We start from the raw sequence: 20,179 nt of genomic DNA on the forward strand, positions 1-20,179 counted from the left end.
TCTGGAAAGAACCCGCTCCCGCTTGCGACTACGCAGCTAGTGCTTCCTTGGTGAGCGTCCAAGCCTGGTTGAGCTTCGTGGCGCGCCGATCGAAGTCTGCCTTCACCTCGGCAATGCGGCTGCTGATGCGACGCCTGGCCCGATCGCTTGCCTGTTTGGCCTGATCGGTCAGTGACTGCACCTTTGCATCCGTTTCAGCCTTGGCTTGGTCGAGCCGCTTCTTCGCCTGCTCTTGCACCGTCTTGATCTGAGTCTTGACCTGCTCGATATCCTTCTGGATGGCCGCGCGACTCTCGGCGGCGGAGTGGTTGAAATCATCCTGCAAGGCCTTCAACTCTGCCTGGAAAGCCGCACTTTCCCGCACGAGCTGATCCTCAATGACTTCCGAGCGCAACCGCCGGAAAATGGTCCCGTCGAGCTTGTGCAAGCGCGTATCCACCGGGGTCGTCCAAGTTTCCTCGACGTCCGCCAGCACGGCCGCCTTTCCAGGCGAAAGCTCTTTCGCGACCTCATCGAGGAAAGTCGCACTGATCCCGGTGCTATCCAGATCGAACAGCAATCCGCCGAGGCCGCCAAGAGATGCGCCAATTGCCAGTCCCGCAGGGCCCGCCAGAAGTCCGATCAGGCTGCCCGTCAGGAGTCCGATCGCGGTCCCCACCGGCCCCTGGTCAGCGGCCTGCTTGACCTCGATCTTTCCCGCCTTGTCCTTCACAATCACGGCCGATGCATAGAGCGTGACGTCACCCTCGCGATGAAGCTCCCGCAAGGCACTGAGACCCTCGAAGGCTGACGATTCAGTTTCGAAAACTGCAATCAGCATCTTGTTCATGACAGTCCTCTCGTTTGGCGTTGAAATTCAGGATCGATCTTCGGATCGCTCAGTTGCGACAAGCCCAACCACGAGTATTTCTTTGGCGATCGATGGTCGCCGATTGGCACTCACGGTTGCTTGTTGCTTGTCGGTCAGCGCGGAACTTGAAGGATCTCACAAGCTTCCTCCACTCCAGCGAGGCGACTGACGCCGGCAAAGCAGATACCGAAAACTCTTTCATCATGCCTTCACTGGCGACTACTCGCCTTGATGTGGGTCAATCCGAGGGATCATGCGAGCGCGTCGTGACGAAGCCCTCGGCGAGAACCAGCAACCCCGCGCGGCAAGATGAAAGGTGACACGGGCATTAGCTGATTGAAGCACGATGACATTCAAATGAACCATCGTTGGGCTTGGGCTTGTTGTTCAAGCAAGATCGGAAAACCGTTTGCACCGTTCCGGATCGTGCTTTAGCGGCGGCGCGCGGCACGATCGGCAGGGCCGTATGAGCGCCTATGAGTGTGTGCCCTGGCTCGCGCGCCCCTTCCGCATCGTCGCGAGCACGATGTCGGCGGCGAGCACGCTCGGCGATTTGTTGCCTGTCGACATGATGGTGTCGAGCTGCGCGAAGGCCTCGAGCTGCTGCCTGCGCAACGGCGTGTCCGTCAGCACCTCGGACAGCGCGGCTGCGAGCTTCTCCGGCGTGCAGTCTTCCTGCAAATATTCGGGGATCACGTCCTTGCCGATCACGAGGTTGGCGAGGATCACCGACGAGACCTGGATTGCGCGGCGCAGGATGAAGGCCTCCATGGCGCCGACGCGATAGGCCGTCACCATTGGAATGCCTGACAGCGCAAGCTCCAGCGTCACGGTGCCCGACTTCGCCAGCGCGGCGCGCGCAATCCGGAATGCAGCACGCTTCTCGGTTTCGCCGACTGCGATCCGCGGCTTGACCGGCCAGTTCGCCACACCCTCGCGGATCGTGGCTTCGAGATGCGGCATGGTCGGCAACATCAATTCGAACGCAACGCCCGCGGCCTGCAGCCGGCCAAGTGCCCTGCCGAACACGTCGAGATGATGCCGGATCTCGCTGCGACGGCTGCCAGGCAGCACCAAGAGAACCGGCGGCTCGCTGTCACGGCGGCGCCGCTCCTCGGCGTCAGGCCGCAGCGACGGCAATTGCTCGATCAGGGGATGGCCGACATAGCTGCACGGCGGCCCCTTCAGCTTGCGGTATTCCTCCGGCTCGAACGGCAGCAGACCGAGCACGTGATCGACATAGCCGAGCATGACGCGCGCCCGACCCGGCCGCCAGGCCCAGACTGAGGGCGAGACGTAATCGATCACAGGGATCGACGGGTTCTTTGCGCGCACGCGGCGGGCAACACGATGGGTGAAGTCGGGACTGTCGATGATGACGAGGGCATCGGGTGCTGCGTCCGTCACGGCATCGGCGGTCTCGCGGATCAGCCGCAGGATTTTCGGCAGCTGCTGCACCACCGCGGCGAGGCCGACGATCGAGAGCTCGTCGATGGGAAACAGCGTCTGGAGCCCTTCGCGCGCCATGGTGTGGCCGCCGACGCCTTCGAACTGGATTGCATCGCCGAGGCGCTGGCGCAGCACTTTCATCAGCGCCGAGCCGAGCCGGTCGCCGGATTCCTCCGTCGCGATGAGAAAGATCTTCCTGATGGGATCACGCGTCTGCATCAGGCGGGCAGCCCGACGACGAAGAGATATTTGGCGTCGGCAAGCCCGATCATCGCCTGCGGCTCGGCGGCGATGGTGTTGCCGGCGATGACGGCGACACCGGCAAGGCCGGCCTTGGCGACGCCCTCGATCGTGCGAGGACCGATCGTCGGCAGATCGAATCGCAGATCCTGCCCGCTCTTCGGCGCCTTCACCAGCGCGCCACGCCCCGCAGCCGCGCGGATGCGGCCCTCCTCGCGGAGGCGCGCCACGCGCGCCAGCAGCGCATCGGTGCCTTCGATGTCCTCGACCGCCACCACGTGGCCATCGATCACGACCGCGGCCTGGCCGATGTCGAACGGCCCAAGGGCGGTCAGCACCGCGCGCCCGCGTTCGATGTCGGCCTTGACGTTATCGGCCGGCCAGGCGCGCGTGATGCAGCCCTCGGGCATCAAGAGGTCGGGCGCAACGTCCTTGATGCCGACCATGCGAAAACCGTCCTGCTCGAGGATCCGCCCGACACCGGACAGCAGGTGATCGTCGCCGCCGCGAAAGGCGCGGATGACGTTGCCGAGCAATCGCAGCGTCTTGATGTCGAAGCGGATCTCGGAGAGCGAGGGGCGCACCAGCGTACCGATGAAGATCAGGTCGCGGCAGCCCTCCTCGCGGAACAACCGCATGGCGCGGCCGAGCTGGCCGACCGAGATCCAGCGGTGACGAAATTTTTCGACCTGCCTCGGGTCACAGGCGCCACGCAGGGGAAACAGGACCGGCGTGATGCCACGCGCGGCGAGCGACTCGGCGACTGCGAATGGCATGGCGCCACCGCCCGCGACCACGCCGACCGGTGAAGAAGCCTGTGAAGCCGCCGATGTCATGTCCGCGGCCATGCCGGCGTCACTTCTCGATGGCCGGAAGGCAGAGCGGGCGCTTGCCCTTGCCGATGAAGCCGAGGATCTCGGCGATCGCGGGATCATCGCCCTCAAGCGGCTGCACTGCCTCCAGGCGCTCGGCGAACGTGCCGGAGCCGTGGAAGAGCTTTTGATAGAATGCGCGCACTGTCGCAAGCCGCTGCCTGGTGAACTTGCGCCGCTTCATGCCGATCAGATTGAGGCTCTCCAGCACCGCGTACTGGCCATTGGCGAGCCCGTACGGGATGATGTCATCGCGCACGCCCGAGAGGCCGCCGACCATCACATAGGAGCCGATTCGCGTGAACTGGTGTACCGCCGAGAGCCCGCCGATATAAACGGCGTCGCCGATCTCGCAATGGCCGCCGAGCGTTGCCGAGGTCGCGAAGATGGCGTTGTCGCCGACGATGCAGTCATGGCCGACATGGCTGTTGTTCATGAAGTAGCCGTGATTGCCGACGCGCGTCTTGCCGCCGCCCTTGACGGTGCCGACATTCATCGTCGCGCCTTCACGGATGATGTTGCCGGAACCGATCTCGAGCGTCGTCGGTTCGCCCTTGTAGCTGAGATCCTGCGGCGCGCCGCCGAGCACGGCGAACGGCGAGATCACGCAGGCGTCTCCGACCGAGCTATGGCCGATGATTGTGACCTGTCCGATCAGCTTGCAATTGGCCCCGATCCGGACGTTGCGGCCGATGATGCAGAAGGGCCCGATCTCGGTGCCTTCGCCGATCACAGCGCCGTCTTCCACCCGCGCGGTGGGGTCGATCTTACTCATCAAGAAGGTCTGGCTATGTGTTGAAGTTACTCGGCTTTCCGGTGGTTAGCGCGACTGCGCCCGATCTGTCCAGTGGAAGCCAATAGGGAGCAGCGAATTGCGAATAGTGAACGGAGAGTTCGCGGCCGCGTATTCCACCCGCTACTCGCCATTCGCCATTGGCGATCCTCAATCGGTCAGCATCGCCCCGACATCGGCCTCGGCGACGACCTGGCCGTTGACCTTGGCGTCACCGTGAAACCACCACATCGTCTTGCGGCGGCCGAGCGAGCGCATGTGATATTCGATGGTGTCGCCCGGCAGCACCGGCTTGCGGAACTTGCACTTGTCGATGGTGAGGAAATACACCGCCCGCGGTTTCTCGGTGCCCTCGACCGATTTGATGCCGATCACGCCGGCGGTCTGCGCCATCGCCTCGATCATCATCACGCCCGGATAGACCGGGCGCTCGGGGAAATGCCCTTGGAAAGCCGGCTCGTTGAACGTGACGTTCTTGATGCCGATGCCGCTGTAATCGGCGCGGATGTTGATCACCCGGTCGATCAGCAGCATCGGAAAGCGATGCGGCAGGGTCTGGAGGATCGCATTGATGTCCACCAGCTCGAATTTTACAGGTGATTCCGCCGTCATTCCCGTCCCTCGTCCTTCGGATCGGCCTTGCTGTCGCGTACCAGGCGCTCCACCGCGATAATTTCCTTGAACCATTGTTTGGTCGGCTTGGCAAAAAAACCGCCCCAACGTCCGTTCGGCGGGATGTCGTCCTTGACGCCGCTCATTGCGGTGACCTGGGCCCCGTCGCCGATCTTGAGGTGATTGTTGATGCCGACCTTGGCTCCCAACGCCACGTTGTCGCCGATCGTCAGGCTGCCGGCGAGCCCGATCTGGGCTGCGAGCAGGCAATTCCGGCCGATCGTCACATTGTGGCCGATCTGGACCTGATTGTCGATTTTGGTGCCCTCCCCGATCACGGTGTCACGCAGGGAGCCGCGGTCGATGGTGGTGCCGGCGCCGACTTCGACATTGTTCTGGATCAGCACACGGCCGGTCTGCGGCACTTTCAGATGACCCTCCGGGCCGAAGAAGATGAAGCCGTAGCCGTCCTGACCGATCGAGCAGCCGGGGTGGATCAGCACGTTGTTGCCGATGAGCGCACACTGGATCGCGGTACGGGCACCGACATTGCAGTCCCGGCCGATCTTGACGCCCGGACCAAGCACCACGCCCGCGCCGATCACGGTGCCGCTGCCTATCTCGACATCGGGACCGATGACCGTCAATGGCTCGACGACGACATCGTCCTCCAGCCGCGCCGACGGATCGATGATCGCCGATGGCGCGATGCCGTCGATGCCGGACCAGGATTGCGGCCTCAGCGCATCGCCGTGCCATTCCCGGGCGATCCCGACAAAGGCGCGAAACGGCTGCGCCGCCCGCAGCACCGCGACATGCGCCGGCACCTGGGCCTCGAAGCGGGGGCTGACCAGGCAGGCGCCTGCCTTGGTCGCCTTGAGCTCGTCGGCATATTTGAGGTTGTCGAAGAATGCCAGATGCATCGGGCCTGCCTCGTCGAGCGAAGCAAGGCCCGTGATCACATGGCCACCCCTGGAGGGATCGACCAGCTGCGCCTTGGTCAGCGCGGCAATGTCAGCCAGCGTTGAAGCCGGCGGCTTTTTGAAGAAGGTCGGCTGCGCCATTCCACCCCGCCGCGGTCCGGCTTCGGCATGAAGCGGTCAGGCCGCATCATGCCTCATCTCACGGATTGAGCACGATCTTTCTGGCTGCCGGCCCAAGGAATTCCAAGAAGGAATTCCCAAATGGCCGGCTCATGCCCTGCTGAACGAACTAGAACGAGGTGCCGCCGCCGAACCGGAATTCCTGCGTGCGGTCATATTTGCCCTTGGTGAGCGGCACTGCGTAGTCGAAGCGCAGCGGACCGAACGGCGAGGCCCAAATCAGGCCGACACCAACCGATGACCGGACGACCCTGCTGTCGTCGTAGACCAGACCGGTACAGGTCCCGGTGCTGTTCGGATTGATGGTCGATCCCACGCAATTCGAGTTCCTGGTCGTCGTGTTTTCGCCGGTCAGCGACCACGTCGTCGGCCCTTGGTAGTCGTATAGACCGCCGGCGTCGGCGTAGACCGCACCCTTCAGACCCACTTCCTTCGGCAGGAACCAGAACGGCATCTGCACTTCGAGCGAAGCGCCCCAGTACTTCGTGCCGCCAAGTGCGTCCTGCGTGCCGTACGGGTTGAGGTCGCGCGGGCCGATGCCGTTAGGCGCGAAGCCGCGGACGAGGTTCGGACCCATCTGGAAGTGATCCAGCATGCGCAGATCGTTGTTGCCGATCTTGTTCAGGACACCGCCCTGGAGATGGACGACGCCGACGAGGTCGGACACCAGCGACTGGTAGTACTTCGCATCGGCCGCGGTCTTCAGGTAGGAGACGTCGCCACCGACGCCGGCGAAGTCCTGCCTGAAGTCGATGAGCAGACCGTCGCTGGGGTTCTTGTTGTTGTCGAGTGTGTTGTAGGTCAGCGTGTAGCCGAGCGCCGAGGTCAGCGTCTTGCCGTTCGCAAGCTCCTTGCGGACCGGCAGAGAGGCTTCGCCGTTGGCGTAGCAACCGAGATTGTTCGACAATGCCGGGTCCACCCCGGTCGTCGCGTTAATGAAGGCCGGGCTCGGGTTGAATCCCGGCGAACCGACGATGTTGTTACAATCCGCCAGGTAGGACGGCAGCGTGATTTCCTGCCGGTAGATCGAATAGCGCAACTGGAGCGACAGATCTTCACGCAACGAGAAGCCGAGGCGCGGCGAGAAGCCGAGCGTCTTGGTGCCGTAGGAGATGAAGCTGTTGGCCAGCTGCTGGCGCTGATAGACGTCGAGGCCCAGCGCGACGCGATAATCGAGCAGATACGGCTCGACGAACGACAGCGAATAGCCGCGCGCGTATTGGCCGTAGGTGACCGACGCCTTGGCGAACAGGCCGCGACCGAGCAGGTTGCGCTCGGACACCGAGACTTCGGCCAGCGCACCGTCGGTCGTGGAGTAGCCGCCCGAGATCGAGAAGTCGCCGGTCGATTTTTCTTCGAGATCGACGATCAGGACCACGCGATCGCTGGAAGAGCCCGGCTCCGTCGTGATCTTCACGCTCTTGAAGTAGTCGAGATTCTTCAGGCGGCGCTCGGCGCGGTCGACCAGCGCACGGTTGTAGGCATCGCCCTCGGAGATGTCGAACTCGCGGCGGATCACGTAGTCACGGGTACGGGTGTTGCCGCGAATGTTGATGCGCTCGATATAGGTGCGCGGACCCTCGTCGACGTTGAACACGACGGAGACGGTGTGCGCATCGAAATTGCGATCGCCGCCCGGACGCACCACCGCAAAGGCGTAGCCGCGGCGCGAAGCCTCGATCTGCATATCCTCGACCGACTTCTCGACCGATTCGACGTTGTAGACCGAGCCGACGCTGACGCGCGAGAAGTAGCGCAGCGAGCTTGGGTCGAAGTTCGGGATGCTGGTGCGGAAATCGACGTTGCCGACGCGGTACTGCTGCCCTTCCTCGATCTTGAAGGTGACGTTGAAGCCCTTCTTCTCCGGATCGTATTCGGTCAGCGCGGCCACGACCTGAACGTCGGCGAAGCCGTTCTTCAGGTAGAAGCGGCGAATCAGGTCGCGGTCGGCCTCGACGCGGTCGGGGTCGTACACGTCGCCGCTGCCGAGGAAGCTCAGCAGATTGGTTTCGTGGGTCTTGATGATGTCCCGCAAGCGGTAGGACGAGAACGAATTGTTGCCGATGAACTCGATCGATTTGACCGAGGTCTTGGCGCCTTCGTTAATCGTGAAGACGAGATCGACTCGGTTATTCGGCTGTTCGATGATCTCCGGCGTGACGGTGACGTCGTAGCGGCCGGAGTGACGATAGATTTCAGCGATTCGCAGCGTGTCCGACTGCACCATGGCGCGGGAGAACGTGCCGCGGGCCTTGGACTGCACTTCGGCGGTGAGCTGCTCGTCCTTGATCTTCTTGTTGCCCTCGAAAGCGACGCGCCCGATCACCGGGTTTTCCACGACGGAGACGATGATCTGGCCGCCTGGGCCGCGGTTGATCCTCACGTCCTGGAACAAGCCGGTCTCGATCAGCGCCTTGAGGCCGTCATCGATCGCGCCTTGATCGAGGCGGCCGCCCGGGCCAGGCTTGAAATAGGAGCGGATCGTCTCCAGCTCGACCCGGCGATTTCCTTGGACGGAAATCGACTGCACGGTCTGGGCGAGCGCAGGCGAAGACACCAAAACAGCCCCAACCGGGGCAACCACCGGCGCGCCGAACATGATCAGGGTTGCGAGCAAGCCCCCCCGGAGTCGCAGTCCAAACTTCATTGCGCAACGCGCCCTTATCAGTACCAGACCCAACCCCAACGCCGGTCTGGGAGATTCCCCAAGTTCAAGCCGCTTGTAGCCAATTTCACCGACGCCGCAAACGGCAGAACGCGCCGCAATTTCAATTTCATACCAAGACGTTGCTCAACAGCAACGCCACAAAAAAGCCCTTATCAGGAACCCGGCAATCGCAGGATGTCGTTATAGGCTGAGAACACCATCAGCATCAGCACCAGCGCGAGTCCGATTCGAAACCCGATCTCCTGCGTCCGCTCGGACAGCGGACGACCGCGGACCACTTCCGCCGAGTAGAACATGAGGTGGCCGCCATCGAGCAGCGGGATCGGGAACAGGTTCAACAGGCCGATCGAGACCGACAGGACGGCGCAGAGGTTGATGAGGAACTGCAACCCGGCGTTGGCCGCCTGGCCCGACATTTTTGCGATGCCGATGACCCCGCTGACCTCGCTGGGATTGCCAGCGCCCGTGAACAGCGAGCCCAGGAACTTGAAGGTGCTGGTGATGATGAACCAGACCTGCTCAACCCCGATCTTGAGCGCCTCGCCGATTCCGACCGGCGTCGTCGAAGCCTCACCGGGCTGGGACTTGTGCTCGACCCCAAGCACCCCGACCTGGTGACGATTGCCGAACGGATCCTTGCGCTCGAGCAGCGCCGGCGTGGCGGTCAGCGAGACGAGCCCGCCGTCGCGCTTCACCTGGAAAACCAGCGCCGAACCCGCGCTCGTCGCGACGATCCGCTGCATGTCCGCAAAGCTCTCGATCGGCTTGCCGTCAATCTGGACGACGACGTCGCCGACCTTGAAGCCGGCCGCGGCTGCCGCACCGTCAGCGACGACGCCGTCCACGCGCGCGATGGTGCTCGGCTTGCCGTAATACAGGGCCATGCCTGCGAAAATCAGGGCACCCAGAATGAAATTGGCGATCGGGCCGGCGGCAACGATAGCTGCGCGTGGGCCGACCTTCTTGTGGTGGAAGCTGCCGGCGCGCTCCTCCGCCGACATGGCCTCAAGCGTCGCGGCCGACGGGGTGGACGCCTCGCTCTCGTCACCGAAGAACTTCACGTAGCCGCCGAGCGGGATCGCCGAGATCTTCCAGCGGGTGCCGTGGCGGTCGTTGAAGCCGACCAGTTCGGGCCCGAAGCCGAGCGAAAACGTCAAAACGCGAACGCCGGCCCAGCGCGCGACCAGAAAATGGCCGAGCTCGTGGAAGAACACGACGATGGTCAGGACGACGAGGAAGGGAACGACGTAGCCGAGGAGCCCATGGCTCAACGTGTTGAAACTATGGACGAAAAAGTCGATCATCGAATTCCCTCATCCAGCGCCGCAAGGCCCTGGCCCCCAATTGTCTAGGATGCCTTTAAGGCAATTTGAGGCAATAGGGCGGCAGCTTTATTTCGAGCAACATGGTCAACGGAAATTGCATCATCCGCTGAGGTCATGGGTCCCTGGTTCCCGCCGCGGACCCAGTCCTCCAGCGTCGCCTCGACCAGCCGGGCAATGGCGCCGAACCGGATCTTGCCGGCAATGAAGGCCGCCACCGCGACCTCGTTGGCGGCGTTGTAGACGGTGGTCGCCCCCTTCCCGGTCCGCAGCGAATCAAAGGCCAGCCGAAGCCCGGGGAACCGCTCGAAGTCGGGTGCCTCGAAGGTCAGCTGACCGATCTTGGCCAGATCGAGCTTGGCCGCCGGTCCCTTGATCCGGTCGGGCCAGCCCAGGCAATGGGCGATCGGCGTGCGCATGTCGGGCGAGCCCAGCTGCGCCATCACCGAGCGGTCGGAGAACTCGACCATGCCGTGGATGATCGACTGCGGATGCACCAGAACGTCGATCTCGTCGGGCGTCAGCGCGAACAGATAGGACGCCTCGATCACCTCGAGGCCCTTGTTCATCATCGAGGCGGAATCGATCGTGATCTTCTGGCCCATGCTCCAGTTGGGATGCTTCAGGGCCTGCTCGAGCGTCGCCTGCTCGATGTCTGCAGGCTTCCAGGTACGGAACGGACCGCCCGAGGCCGTGATGATGACGCGGACCAACTCGTCACGATTGCCCGATGCCAGCGCCTGAAACAGCGCGTTGTGCTCGGAATCCGCCGGGAGGATGCAGGCTCCCGCTTTCGCCGCGCGCTGCATGAAGAAATCGCCGGCACAGACCAGACATTCCTTGTTGGCGAGCGCGACATGGGCGCCGCGATCGACCGCGGCCAAAGCCGGCTTCAGTCCGGCAGCACCGCTCACCGCGGCCATCACCCAATCGGCAGGGCGCGCGCCGGCCTCGATGACCGCGCTTTCGCCCGCCCCGCATTCGGTGGCCGTGCCCGCAAGTGCGGCCTTGAGGTCGGCAAGCCTGGAGCCATCTGCGATCGCGACGAAGCGTGCGGAAAACTCTTTCGCGAGCTTGGCCAGCGCCTCGACATTGCTGTTCGCCGTCAAGGCCTCGACGCGATAACGCTCGGGCGAAGCGCGCAGCAGATCCATCGTGCTGTCGCCGATCGAGCCGGTGGCACCGAGGACCGTGACGCTGCGAATATCAGTCGCAGCAAGCTTGTTATTACGCAAAGGGACTGCGCTCATATCCTCACCAAACCACAAGACCGCTTCCGGCGCTATGCACACCGTGGCGGAGAAAGCCGATAATCCAGGCCACGAGAATGGCGGCGACAAAGCCATCCAGACGATCCAGAAGCCCGCCATGACCGGGAATTAAGTGACTGGAATCCTTGACGCCGAAGCGCCTTTTCACCGCGGATTCGAACAGATCGCCGGCCTGCGATACCACCGACAGGACGGCGCTGACCAGCAGCAGGGGAATTGCCTTGCCGATGCCGAATGCCGCAAAGCCAGATGCGACCGCAAGGCTCGCCACAAAGCCGCCGAACGCACCGGCCCAGGTCTTCTTCGGGCTGACGCGCGGCCACAGCTTCGGCCCGCCGATGCCGCGGCCAGCGAAATAGCCGCCGATATCGGTCGCCCACACCACCAGCAGCACGAACATCAGCGCGGCGAAACCGTTGACAAGATCCTTGCGCAAAAGGATCGAGGCCAGCAGCGCCGCCGCTGCATAGGCGAACCCCGTCGCAGCCCACATGAACTTGCCACGCGCGATCAGCGTGATGATCGCGCCGCCGACGCAACCAACGACGACGGCGGTCTTGAGCGCGCCGGCGGCAACGCACAAGCCCATCATGGCGAGGACGAGCGTCCCTGCCCCGGTCAGCGCGGTCGAACCTGCGCCCACCACCATCAGCCATTCCGCGAACAGCCCGATCGATATCAGCGTGACGAGCAGCGCCCACAGCCAGCCGCCGGCATAAGCCAGCGCGATCGTAACCGGCGCCAGCACCAGTCCGGCGAGGACTCGCATCACGAGATTGCTCGGAGCGGGCTTCGTGCCCGCCGGTGCGGCGTCGGATTCGCTCACGAGGCTGATTTCGCGACCAGGCCGCCGAAACGACGTTCGCGCCTGGCAAATTCGGCGATCGCGCTTTCGAGCGCCGCCTTGTCGAAATCAGGCCAATGGACCGGCACGAACACGAGTTCGCTATAGGCGGCCTGCCACATCAGGAAATTGGACAGGCGCTGCTCGCCGCTGGTGCGGATGATGAGGTCAGGATCGGGAATGTCGGGCGCATCGAGATAGGCGCCGACCGTCTCGGCGTCGATCGTATCGGCATCCCGCTTGCCGTCGGCGACTTCGCGCGCGAGCTTCTGCGCCGCTTTCGCGATCTCCTGCCGCGAGCCGTAATTGAACGCGACGACGAGCGTGAGACGCGTGTTGTCGCGCGTCAGCTCCTCGGCTTCGTTCAGCAGCGCGCAGATGTCGCCATCGAGCCCGTCGCGTTCGCCGATGATTCGCACCTTGACGCCATCGCGGTGCAGGCTTGCGAGATCATTGCGGATGAAGCGGCGGAGCAGACCGAAGAGATCGCCGATCTCGCTCGCCGGGCGCGACCAGTTTTCCGAGCTGAAGGAGAAGATGGTGAGATAGCGGATGCCGAGCTCATGCGAGGCACGCACCACGCGGCGCAGCGCCTCGACACCGCGGCGATGCCCCTCCGCCCGCGGCAGACCGCGCGCGGCCGCCCAACGCCCGTTGCCATCCATGATGATGGCGACATGCGCAGGCGCGTCGGACCGATCGGGTCCTTCAGTTGCGGGCGCGGCGGCGTTGGGCATGGGAAAAGCGGCCTTAGACGGTGAGGATTTCTTTTTCCTTGGCGGCCAGCAGCTGGTCGATCTCGGTAATGGTGCCGTCGGTCGCCTTCTGCACCTCGTCGGCGTGACGCTTCTGATCGTCCTCCGACATCTCGTGATTCTTCTCGAGCTTCTTCAGCACGTCGAGACCGTCGCGGCGGACATGACGCGCAGCAACCTTGGCGGCCTCGGCGTATTTATGCGCGACCTTGACCAGCTCCTTGCGGCGCTCCTCGTTGAGCTCGGGAATGCGCAGGCGCAGCACCTGGCCTTCGGTCGCCGGCGACAGGCCGAGATTGGAATCGACGATTGCCTTCTCCACCGGCTTCACCATCGTCTTGTCCCAGACCTGCACCGAGATCAGGCGCGGCTCGGGCACGCTGACGGTCGCGAGCTGATTGAGCGGCATGTGACTGCCATAAGCCTCGACCTGCACCGGATCGAGCATCGAGGCCGACGCTCGGCCCGTCCGCAAACCGCCAAGCTCGTGCTTGAGCGAGGCGACGGCGCCCTGCATGCGGCGCTTCACTTCGTTGAGGTCGAAATTACCCGTGGCCATCACGTTTCTCCTTTAATAACCCGGCGACCTCACCGCACCCCTTGCTCGGGGCGCGCCAGATGAGCCATCAGCCGGCGACGACAGTCCCGTGGCCGGCGCCGCGCAGAATCGCGCCGATCGACCCGGGCTCCGCGATCGAAAACACGATGATAGGCAGTGACGTCTCGCGGGCAAGTGCGAAGGCGGTCGCATCCATCACCTTGTAGCCGCCCTCGATCGCCTGGGAATGTGTCAGCCGGTCGAACCGCGTCGCGGACGGGTCCTTCTTCGGATCGGCGGAGTAGACCCCGTCGACATTGGTTGCCTTCAGCACCGCCTCGGCACCGATCTCGGCCGCGCGCAGCACGGCGGTCGTATCGGTGGTGAAGAACGGATTGCCGGTTCCACCTCCGAGCAGCAGGATCCGGCCCTCGGCCAGGTATTTGTGCGCTGCGGCGCGGGTGAACAGCTCGGAAATCTCGGGCATGACGAAGGCCGACAGCGCCCTTGCCGGTGTTCCCTTGCGCTCGATGGTGGCTTCGAGCGCGAGGCAGTTCATCATGGTGGCAAGCATGCCCATGGTGTCGCCAGTCGGACGCGACACGCCGCGCGAGGAGACCTCGACGCCGCGAAAAATGTTGCCGCCGCCGATCACGACCGCAACCTCGCATCCCAGCTGGCGGGCCGCGATCAGATCGTCAGCCACCCGGTCGATGGTCGGCTGGTCGATGCCGAAGCCCTGCTGTCCCGCGAGATACTCGCCGGACAGCTTGATCACGACGCGACGATAGACCGGATCAGTCATGAGCACTTTCCTCGTCCGGGCGCCGCTTCCGGCGGCCCGCCGGAAGGAGGTGTTCCAGCGCCTACTTCTTGCCGCTGGCCGCTGCGACCTCGGCCGCGAAGTCCGATTCCTGCTTCTCGATGCCCTCACCGAGAGCATAGCGCACGAAGCCTGCGATCTTCACGGCGCCGCCGACCTTGCCTTCGGCTTCCTTCACCGCCTGCGCCACCGACTTGCCGGTGTCGTGGATGAAAGCCTGCTCGAGCAGGCAGACTTCCTTGTAATAGGTCTTCAGGCCGGACTCGACGATCTTCTCGATCACGTTCTCCGGCTTGCCCTGCTGGCGATATTTGTCGGCCAGCACGTCCTTCTCGCGCTTCACGACGGCCGGATCGAGACCGGACGGATCGAGCGCGAGCGGATTGGCGGCGGCGACATGCATGGCGATCTGGCGGCCGAGGCTAGCGAGCTCGTCGGCCTTGCCGGGCGATTCCAGCGCGACGATCACGCCCATCTTGCCGGCGCCGTCGACGACCGCACCGTGGACGTAGCTCGACACCACGCCCTGGCTCACTTCAAGGGAAGCGGCGCGGCGCAGCGTCATGTTCTCGCCGATGGTGGCGATCGCGTCGTTGATCGCGGTCTCCACCGTGACGTCGCCGACCTTGGCGGCCTTGATCTTCTCGACGTCGGCACCGGCGTCGAAAGCGACCTGGGCGACCATCTTGACCAGACCCTGGAACTGGCCGTTGCGCGCGACGAAGTCGGTCTCGGAGTTGACCTCGACCACGACACCCTTGTTGCCCTTGGTGAGCGCGCCGATGAGGCCCTCGGCCGCGACGCGGCCCGACTTCTTGGCGGCCTTCGACAGGCCCTTCTTGCGCAGCCAGTCCTGGGCCGCTTCCATGTTGCCGTCGTTTTCGGTCAGTGCGGCCTTGCAGTCCATCATGCCTGCGCCGGTGGACTCGCGCAGATCCTTGACCATCGCAGCTGTGATCGTTGCCATTCTGGAAAATCCTTCTTGCCTGCCGGTTCGCCGCGGCGTGGCTCCAATTGCCCCCGCCGCGGTCCATCTCAGGAATTCGCGTCAACTGAATGAAATGGTGGCCGGACTTGCTCCGGCCAACCGATCGCCCGTTTTGACTATTCCGCTTCCGCGGTGAGCGCCTTGGCCTTGGCCACCCAGGCGTCCGCACGGCTCGGCAGACCGACTTCTTCGCCGATCTTGTGTGCGGTGTCGTGATCGAGCTCGGCGAGCTGCCAGTAGTGGAAGATGCCGAGGTCGTTGAACTTCTTTTCGATCGCACCCGACACGCCCGGGAGCTTCTTGAGGTCGTCGGCGGTGCCGCGCGGACCGGCAAGGCCCTGGAAACCGGCGGTCGAGGGCAGATCTTCGGCCACCGGACGGGCCGAAGCACCGATGTCGATGCCCGAATCGCCCTGGGCGCGCGAGATGCCGTCGATCGCGGCACGCGCGATCAGATCGCAATAGAGCGAGATCGCGCGACCGGCGTCGTCATTGCCCGGCACCACATAGGTGATGCCCTTCGGATCGGAATTGGTGTCGACGATCGCAGCCACCGGGATGTTGAGCCGCTGGGCTTCCTGGATCGCGATGTCTTCCTTGTTGGTGTCGATCACGAAGATCAGGTCGGGAAGACCGCCCATGTCCTTGATGCCGCCGAGCGAGCGATCGAGCTTGTCGCGCTCGCGCTGGAGCGTCAGACGCTCCTTCTTGGTGTAGGAATTGGCTTCGCCGCCGGCCAGCACCTCGTCGAGGTGACGCAGGCGCTTGATCGAGGCCGAGATCGTCTTCCAGTTGGTCAGCGTGCCGCCGAGCCAGCGCGAATTGACGAAATATTGCGCGCAGCGCTTGGCCGCGTCCGCGACGCCGTCCTGCGCCTGGCGCTTGGTGCCGACGAACAGGATGCGGCCGCCCTTGGCCACCGTGTCGCTGACGGCCTGGAGGGCCGCATGCAGCATCGGCACGGTCTGGGCGAGGTCGACGATGTGGATGTTGTTGCGAGCGCCGAAAATGTACGGAGCCATTTTCGGATTCCAGCGGTGAGACTGGTGACCAAAATGCACGCCAGCTTCGAGGAGCTGACGCATGGTGAAATCGGGTAGTGCCATCGTTCTAATTCTCCGGTTGGTTCCTCCGGAAGCGTGTGAGCAAAACGGAGCGTTGTCGCCCCGGCTGCCACCGGACGGCCTTGTGAGCCATGCTTCCGTGTGAGATGGCGCGCTATATAGCGCCATTTCGGCCAGAAGCAAGGAAATAAGGGCCTCCGGAAGGTGCTTTGGCACCCTCCTCCGTGCTGTCAGCCTTCAGGCACCCCACCCGGGGGCGCGATATCTAGCACCTGGGCTGGTTGGGCGGGCATTTCTTCGCCGCTGGCGGCGGCGCAGTCGGCCGTGGCGGTGGGGCGGCCGGTCGCGGCGGAGGTGGGGGCGCGACCGCCATGCGCGGCGGTGGTGGCGGCGCCGGCCGGGCCACGGGCGGCGGTGGCGCGGGCCGTGCGGCTGCAACTGGCGGGCGCGGTGGCGGGGGCGGCGCGGCCATCCGCGGCGGCGGGGGCGCTACCCGCGGCGGTGGCGGCGCCACGTGCGGCGGAGGCGGAGGCGTCGGCCTTGCGAGCGCCTGCGGGTGCGGCGGTGGCGGCGGCGTCCTTGTGACCTGCGCGGGCGGCGGCGTTGCAGGCCGCTCGCCCTGCGGCTTGATCGGCTCGTGCGCGGTGACTGGCGGCGAAGGCTGCGTCGGCTTCCCGTTGGTCACGTTGGTCGTGGTCACGCCGGGCCTCCCTGCCGGAGCCAGCTTGGCCTCGCCGGGCTTTATCGGCGCATTGGCCGTATTGGCAGGATTGGCCGTATTGGCATGCTCCTGGATGTTCGGATGCGCTCCTCCGTTAGGCGGCGCATTCGACGGCGTTGTCTGCGGTGTAAGCTTGGCGTTGGCAGGCTGCGAGCTGCTGCCAGGCTTGGTGCTTGCGCCAGAGCCGCCGACCGGGTTCCTCGAAGACGTCGACGAGGACGTGCCCGTGGCCGCCGTTCCTGCTTGCGGCGCGCCCTTGATCGCGGGCGCAGTCTGGCCGGGCACCGGCAAGGAGTGGCCGGCCGGCGCACCGGCCTTCGTATCCGCCGTGCTCGGCGCGGTCGCCGTCACCGGATTGGTCTTGCCTCCGGCTATCGGTGCGGCCGCGTTGCCGGTGACCGGCGCGCCGGGGGCTCCCGGCTTCGTCGTGGCGTTACCGGTTCCGGGCGCGCCCGCCTGACTTCCAGCAGCAGCGCTGCCGGTCTGCGTCGTGAGTTGGCTCCTGGTCTTGAAGGCTGCCGCGCCGGCCTTCGTTGTCGGATCGACCGCAACAGTCTTGGGCAGCGGAGCCTTGTTTTCCTGAATCAAGGCCGCCTTTTGCACCACGGTCGGCGGCACAGCCGTCGTTGCCCCGACAGGCTTTCCGGATGCTGCCACGGTCGTGGTGATGGCTGGATCGCCCGCTGCCGTCGCCGGTGCCGGTGCCGGTGCTGGCTGGTTGATCACGGTGTTGATGACTGTGGTGTTGTGGATGTTGTTGACGATGATGTTGTTCGGCGGCGGCGCAACATAGGCCGGCGGATTGTAGAACGCCGGGATCGGCACGAACACCGGCTGCGGCAGCACGAACAGGCCGACCACGGGCAACGGCGGCGGCAGCACCACGAAGTCAGGTGGCGGCGGCGGACAGAAATAGACCGGCGGCGGCGGTGGCGGCACGAAATCGAACACGGGATCGCTGAAATACAGCACCGGACGGTCGACATAGATGATCTCCTCCGGAGGCGGCGGCGGCACGTCATAGTCCATCATCGCGAAAGTCGGCGGCGGCTCGAGCGGCGCGGTCAGGATCGCGAGCCGGCGCCGTGCATCGCCCGCATGCGGCCCGCGCGGATAGCGGCGCAGATAGGACCAGTAGGCGTCCGGTGTATCGGCGCGATAGCTTCGCCGCCAGGTGATCGCCTCGCGGCGCGCCGCCACGATGGCCATGACGCGCTTCGCCATGGGGTCGCCGGGATAGGCTGCGAGAAAATCCTCATAGGCCGGCAGCGTGTCGCGCTCGAGCGCGGCCGCATAGGCGTCCTGGGCGCCGAGATCGCGGATCGGCTTGTTGCGGATCGCGGCGACCTGGTCGGGCGCGGCCTGCGGCGGCGGGGCGTCGGGCGCGCGATCGAAGAAGCTGAATTGCGCGGAGATCTTCTGGTCGTCCCAAGGCACTTGCGCGCCCTTGGAGGTCTCGTTGACGCGCAGGCGGACGCGGTCGAACACCTCCGGCAGCGACAGCCCGCCGGTGCGGATCATCTCGGCCAGCGACTGCGCATAGATGCCATATGGTCCCGGCTCCTCGGGTGCCACCGTGCCGGGCGCCGCATTGAAGGCGATCAGCATGTTCGGGTCCGGCTCGACCAGCGCCAGCCCGCTTGCGATCGGCTGCTGGCCGCCTTCGACGAAGGGCTGCGCGCGCGCGGCATCGAGCACGATGATGTTGGCCTTGAGCGGAATCGCGGCAAGCTGGCGGGCATAGTCGCTGATGCGCAGCGCCTCGGTCGGAATGTCGGTGTCGCGCGTGATGTTGGAATCAACAGGGATGAAATAGTTCTCACCGGCCAGCTGCACGCCATAGCCGGACAGATAGATCATGGCGACGGTGCCGGGCCCCGAGGCCTGTGCCTTCTGGATGAAATCGTGAAGACTCTTGCGCAGCGTGTCGCCGTCGAGATCGCGGGCGCCCACCACGTCGAAGCCGGCCGCCTGCAGCGTCTGCGCGATCAGGCCGGCATCGTTGGCGGTGGTCGCCAGCGGCGACTTCGAATAGGCGCCGTTGCCGACGACGAGCGCGATCCGCTTTTCCTGCTGCTGCGCGCGCACTGGGCCGAGCGCGCCGGCAACGAGGAGGACCGGCAGAAGGAAGCAGAGGAAGACCTTGTATGTCCCGCGCATGGCTTGCTTGCCCGTTATTGTTGTCGAGATATCACCACGCATGAGACGCGCGACCGGCTGAACGGCGCTTGAACGAAAGGCTCGGATTGAGGCGGCGGCATGGCGCAGCCCTGGTTCGGCGTCTCGCGTCAGCTCCTGGTAAGCATCACCGTCAGCCCTGAGCTTCAAGCCTGCGCAATCAGCTCCACTGTTCCCGTCCTGAGCCGGTAGATGCCGCCTGATATCTTCAGCTTGCCCTGCTCGACCGCGGCGTCGAGGATCGGGGCAGCCGATTTCAGCTTGGCGACGTTGTCGATCACATTCTGCCGGATCGCCTTGTCGAGCACCTGCCCGCCCTGCTGCATCGCGGCTTTGGCGGCCGGCGCGATTGCATCGACCAGCGAGGGAATGTGTCCCGGCGGCGGCTTGTCGTCCTTGATCGCCTTCAGCGTCGCATCGATTGCGCCGCAAGCATCATGGCCCAGCACGAGGATCAGCGGCGTGTTGAGCACGGCGACGGCGTATTCCATGCTGGCGATAGTCTCGGCGCCGGCGAAATTGCCGGCGACCCGGCAAACGAAGAGATCGCCGCGGCCGGTGTCGAAGGCATATTCCGGCGCGATGCGCGAGTCGGCGCAGCTCAGCACCGCCGCGAACGGATTCTGGCCGCCCGCCAGCGCCTCGCGTTCGTGCCCGAAATCATGGCGCCTCGTGACGCCCTCGACATAGCGCGCGTTGCCCTGCATCAGTCGCTTCAACGCCGCGTCGGGCGACAGCACGTTCTGCGGTTTCGGCGGGGGCTTGTTGTCCTTGGCGAAGGCGTGGCCGGCGAAGGCCACACTCAGCGCCGAAGCGGCCAACAGCATCGCGGACCGACGTGACGGGCCCACCTGGTTGAAGCGGTCTTGAGAGCATCGGTCGCACATTGTTGGCTCCTCCGCCGTTGCAGCGACATCAGCGCAGACGCGTTTTACATCGCGGCTGCGATGGTGTCACGAACGCCGTGCCGCTGCGCCGGGTCTATTGGGCCAGCTTCAACTCGGCGATCGTCGACGCGTAACGCCGGGAGAGCCGCCGCTGCCAAGAGCAGCACCAGCCCACGCAATAGCATCACGCCCCCGAACATC

17 protein-coding genes are annotated in these 20,179 nt (G+C 64.7%); all 17 read right to left on the minus strand.

The annotated features are described in order from the left end of the window. Window positions 1-28: 28 nt before the first annotated feature. Window positions 29-829, minus strand: coding sequence for a DUF1269 domain-containing protein (locus BM222_RS17120; RefSeq protein WP_092229519.1), 801 nt, complete (start codon window positions 827-829; stop codon window positions 29-31). A gap of 495 nt (window positions 830-1,324) precedes the next feature. Further along, window positions 1,325-2,521 (minus strand): lipid-A-disaccharide synthase, encoded by a 1,197-nt coding sequence (gene lpxB, locus BM222_RS17125; RefSeq protein WP_092229521.1) that lies wholly within the window; start codon window positions 2,519-2,521, stop codon window positions 1,325-1,327. Further along, complete coding sequence (locus BM222_RS17130; RefSeq protein WP_177243279.1) at window positions 2,518-3,375, minus strand: LpxI family protein; 858 nt, start codon at window positions 3,373-3,375, stop codon at window positions 2,518-2,520. The genes lpxB and BM222_RS17130 overlap by 4 nt, the downstream gene beginning before the upstream one ends. 19 nt (window positions 3,376-3,394) lie before the next feature. Continuing rightward, the gene (lpxA, locus tag BM222_RS17135) at window positions 3,395-4,186 is read right to left on the minus strand and encodes an acyl-ACP--UDP-N-acetylglucosamine O-acyltransferase (protein WP_092229526.1); all 792 of its coding nucleotides are present in this window, start codon (window positions 4,184-4,186) and stop codon (window positions 3,395-3,397) included. Between the two features lie 168 nt (window positions 4,187-4,354). Further along, window positions 4,355-4,816 (minus strand): 3-hydroxyacyl-ACP dehydratase FabZ, encoded by a 462-nt coding sequence (fabZ, locus tag BM222_RS17140; protein WP_036010015.1) that lies wholly within the window; start codon window positions 4,814-4,816, stop codon window positions 4,355-4,357. Continuing rightward, window positions 4,813-5,880: a UDP-3-O-(3-hydroxymyristoyl)glucosamine N-acyltransferase gene (lpxD, locus tag BM222_RS17145; protein WP_092229529.1), complete on the minus strand. Its 1,068-nt coding sequence runs from the start codon at window positions 5,878-5,880 to the stop codon at window positions 4,813-4,815. The genes fabZ and lpxD overlap by 4 nt, the downstream gene beginning before the upstream one ends. Window positions 5,881-6,028: 148 nt before the next feature. Beyond that, window positions 6,029-8,566, minus strand: coding sequence for an outer membrane protein assembly factor BamA (gene bamA, locus BM222_RS17150; protein WP_092229531.1), 2,538 nt, complete (start codon window positions 8,564-8,566; stop codon window positions 6,029-6,031). Window positions 8,567-8,739: 173 nt separating this feature from the next. Further along, the gene (gene rseP / locus BM222_RS17155) at window positions 8,740-9,891 is read right to left on the minus strand and encodes an RIP metalloprotease RseP (protein WP_092229532.1); all 1,152 of its coding nucleotides are present in this window, start codon (window positions 9,889-9,891) and stop codon (window positions 8,740-8,742) included. Window positions 9,892-9,935: 44 nt separating this feature from the next. Further along, entirely contained in the window at window positions 9,936-11,159 is a 1,224-nt protein-coding gene (gene dxr / locus BM222_RS17160) for a 1-deoxy-D-xylulose-5-phosphate reductoisomerase (protein ID WP_092229534.1), read from the minus strand. A gap of 4 nt (window positions 11,160-11,163) precedes the next feature. Continuing rightward, window positions 11,164-12,006: a phosphatidate cytidylyltransferase gene (locus BM222_RS17165; protein WP_092229536.1), complete on the minus strand. Its 843-nt coding sequence runs from the start codon at window positions 12,004-12,006 to the stop codon at window positions 11,164-11,166. Then, window positions 12,003-12,761, minus strand: coding sequence for an isoprenyl transferase (locus BM222_RS17170; protein WP_092229537.1), 759 nt, complete (start codon window positions 12,759-12,761; stop codon window positions 12,003-12,005). The genes BM222_RS17165 and BM222_RS17170 overlap by 4 nt, the downstream gene beginning before the upstream one ends. 13 nt (window positions 12,762-12,774) lie before the next feature. After that, window positions 12,775-13,338, minus strand: a complete 564-nt coding sequence (frr, locus tag BM222_RS17175; RefSeq protein ID WP_092229539.1) for a ribosome recycling factor — start codon at window positions 13,336-13,338, stop codon at window positions 12,775-12,777. A gap of 67 nt (window positions 13,339-13,405) precedes the next feature. Further along, complete coding sequence (pyrH, locus tag BM222_RS17180; RefSeq protein ID WP_092229620.1) at window positions 13,406-14,122, minus strand: UMP kinase; 717 nt, start codon at window positions 14,120-14,122, stop codon at window positions 13,406-13,408. Between the two features lie 61 nt (window positions 14,123-14,183). Then, a complete protein-coding gene (tsf, locus tag BM222_RS17185) occupies window positions 14,184-15,107 on the minus strand; it encodes a translation elongation factor Ts (RefSeq protein WP_092229541.1) in 924 nt (307 codons plus the stop codon). Window positions 15,108-15,244: 137 nt separating this feature from the next. Continuing rightward, on the minus strand, window positions 15,245-16,234 hold the full coding sequence (locus BM222_RS17190; protein WP_092229543.1) for a 30S ribosomal protein S2: 990 nt from the start codon (window positions 16,232-16,234) through the stop codon (window positions 15,245-15,247). 223 nt (window positions 16,235-16,457) lie between these two features. Beyond that, window positions 16,458-19,073, minus strand: coding sequence for a caspase family protein (locus BM222_RS17195; RefSeq protein ID WP_092229622.1), 2,616 nt, complete (start codon window positions 19,071-19,073; stop codon window positions 16,458-16,460). Window positions 19,074-19,237: 164 nt separating this feature from the next. Beyond that, a complete protein-coding gene (locus BM222_RS17200; protein ID WP_092229545.1) occupies window positions 19,238-19,978 on the minus strand; it encodes a carbonic anhydrase in 741 nt (246 codons plus the stop codon). Window positions 19,979-20,179: the final 201 nt, after the last annotated feature.

Origin of the sequence: Bradyrhizobium sp. Gha (genome assembly GCF_900113735.1) — a bacterium.
In the GTDB taxonomy this organism is placed as follows: Bacteria; Pseudomonadota; Alphaproteobacteria; order Rhizobiales; family Xanthobacteraceae; genus Bradyrhizobium.

Coding starts and splice junctions, on each gene's coding strand:
- BM222_RS17120 (WP_092229519.1), bottom strand. CDS start 829: ATGAACAAGATGCTGATTGCAGTTTTCGAAACTGAATCGTCAGCCTTC.
- BM222_RS17130 (WP_177243279.1), bottom strand. CDS start 3,375: ATGACATCGGCGGCTTCACAGGCTTCTTCACCGGTCGGCGTGGTCGCG.
- lpxA (WP_092229526.1), bottom strand. CDS start 4,186: ATGAGTAAGATCGACCCCACCGCGCGGGTGGAAGACGGCGCTGTGATC.
- fabZ (WP_036010015.1), bottom strand. CDS start 4,816: ATGACGGCGGAATCACCTGTAAAATTCGAGCTGGTGGACATCAATGCG.
- lpxD (WP_092229529.1), bottom strand. CDS start 5,880: ATGGCGCAGCCGACCTTCTTCAAAAAGCCGCCGGCTTCAACGCTGGCT.
- bamA (WP_092229531.1), bottom strand. CDS start 8,566: ATGAAGTTTGGACTGCGACTCCGGGGGGGCTTGCTCGCAACCCTGATC.
- rseP (WP_092229532.1), bottom strand. CDS start 9,891: ATGATCGACTTTTTCGTCCATAGTTTCAACACGTTGAGCCATGGGCTC.
- dxr (WP_092229534.1), bottom strand. CDS start 11,159: ATGAGCGCAGTCCCTTTGCGTAATAACAAGCTTGCTGCGACTGATATT.
- BM222_RS17170 (WP_092229537.1), bottom strand. CDS start 12,761: ATGCCCAACGCCGCCGCGCCCGCAACTGAAGGACCCGATCGGTCCGAC.
- frr (WP_092229539.1), bottom strand. CDS start 13,338: ATGGCCACGGGTAATTTCGACCTCAACGAAGTGAAGCGCCGCATGCAG.
- pyrH (WP_092229620.1), bottom strand. CDS start 14,122: ATGACTGATCCGGTCTATCGTCGCGTCGTGATCAAGCTGTCCGGCGAG.
- tsf (WP_092229541.1), bottom strand. CDS start 15,107: ATGGCAACGATCACAGCTGCGATGGTCAAGGATCTGCGCGAGTCCACC.
- BM222_RS17190 (WP_092229543.1), bottom strand. CDS start 16,234: ATGGCACTACCCGATTTCACCATGCGTCAGCTCCTCGAAGCTGGCGTG.
- BM222_RS17195 (WP_092229622.1), bottom strand. CDS start 19,073: ATGCGCGGGACATACAAGGTCTTCCTCTGCTTCCTTCTGCCGGTCCTC.
- BM222_RS17200 (WP_092229545.1), bottom strand. CDS start 19,978: ATGTGCGACCGATGCTCTCAAGACCGCTTCAACCAGGTGGGCCCGTCA.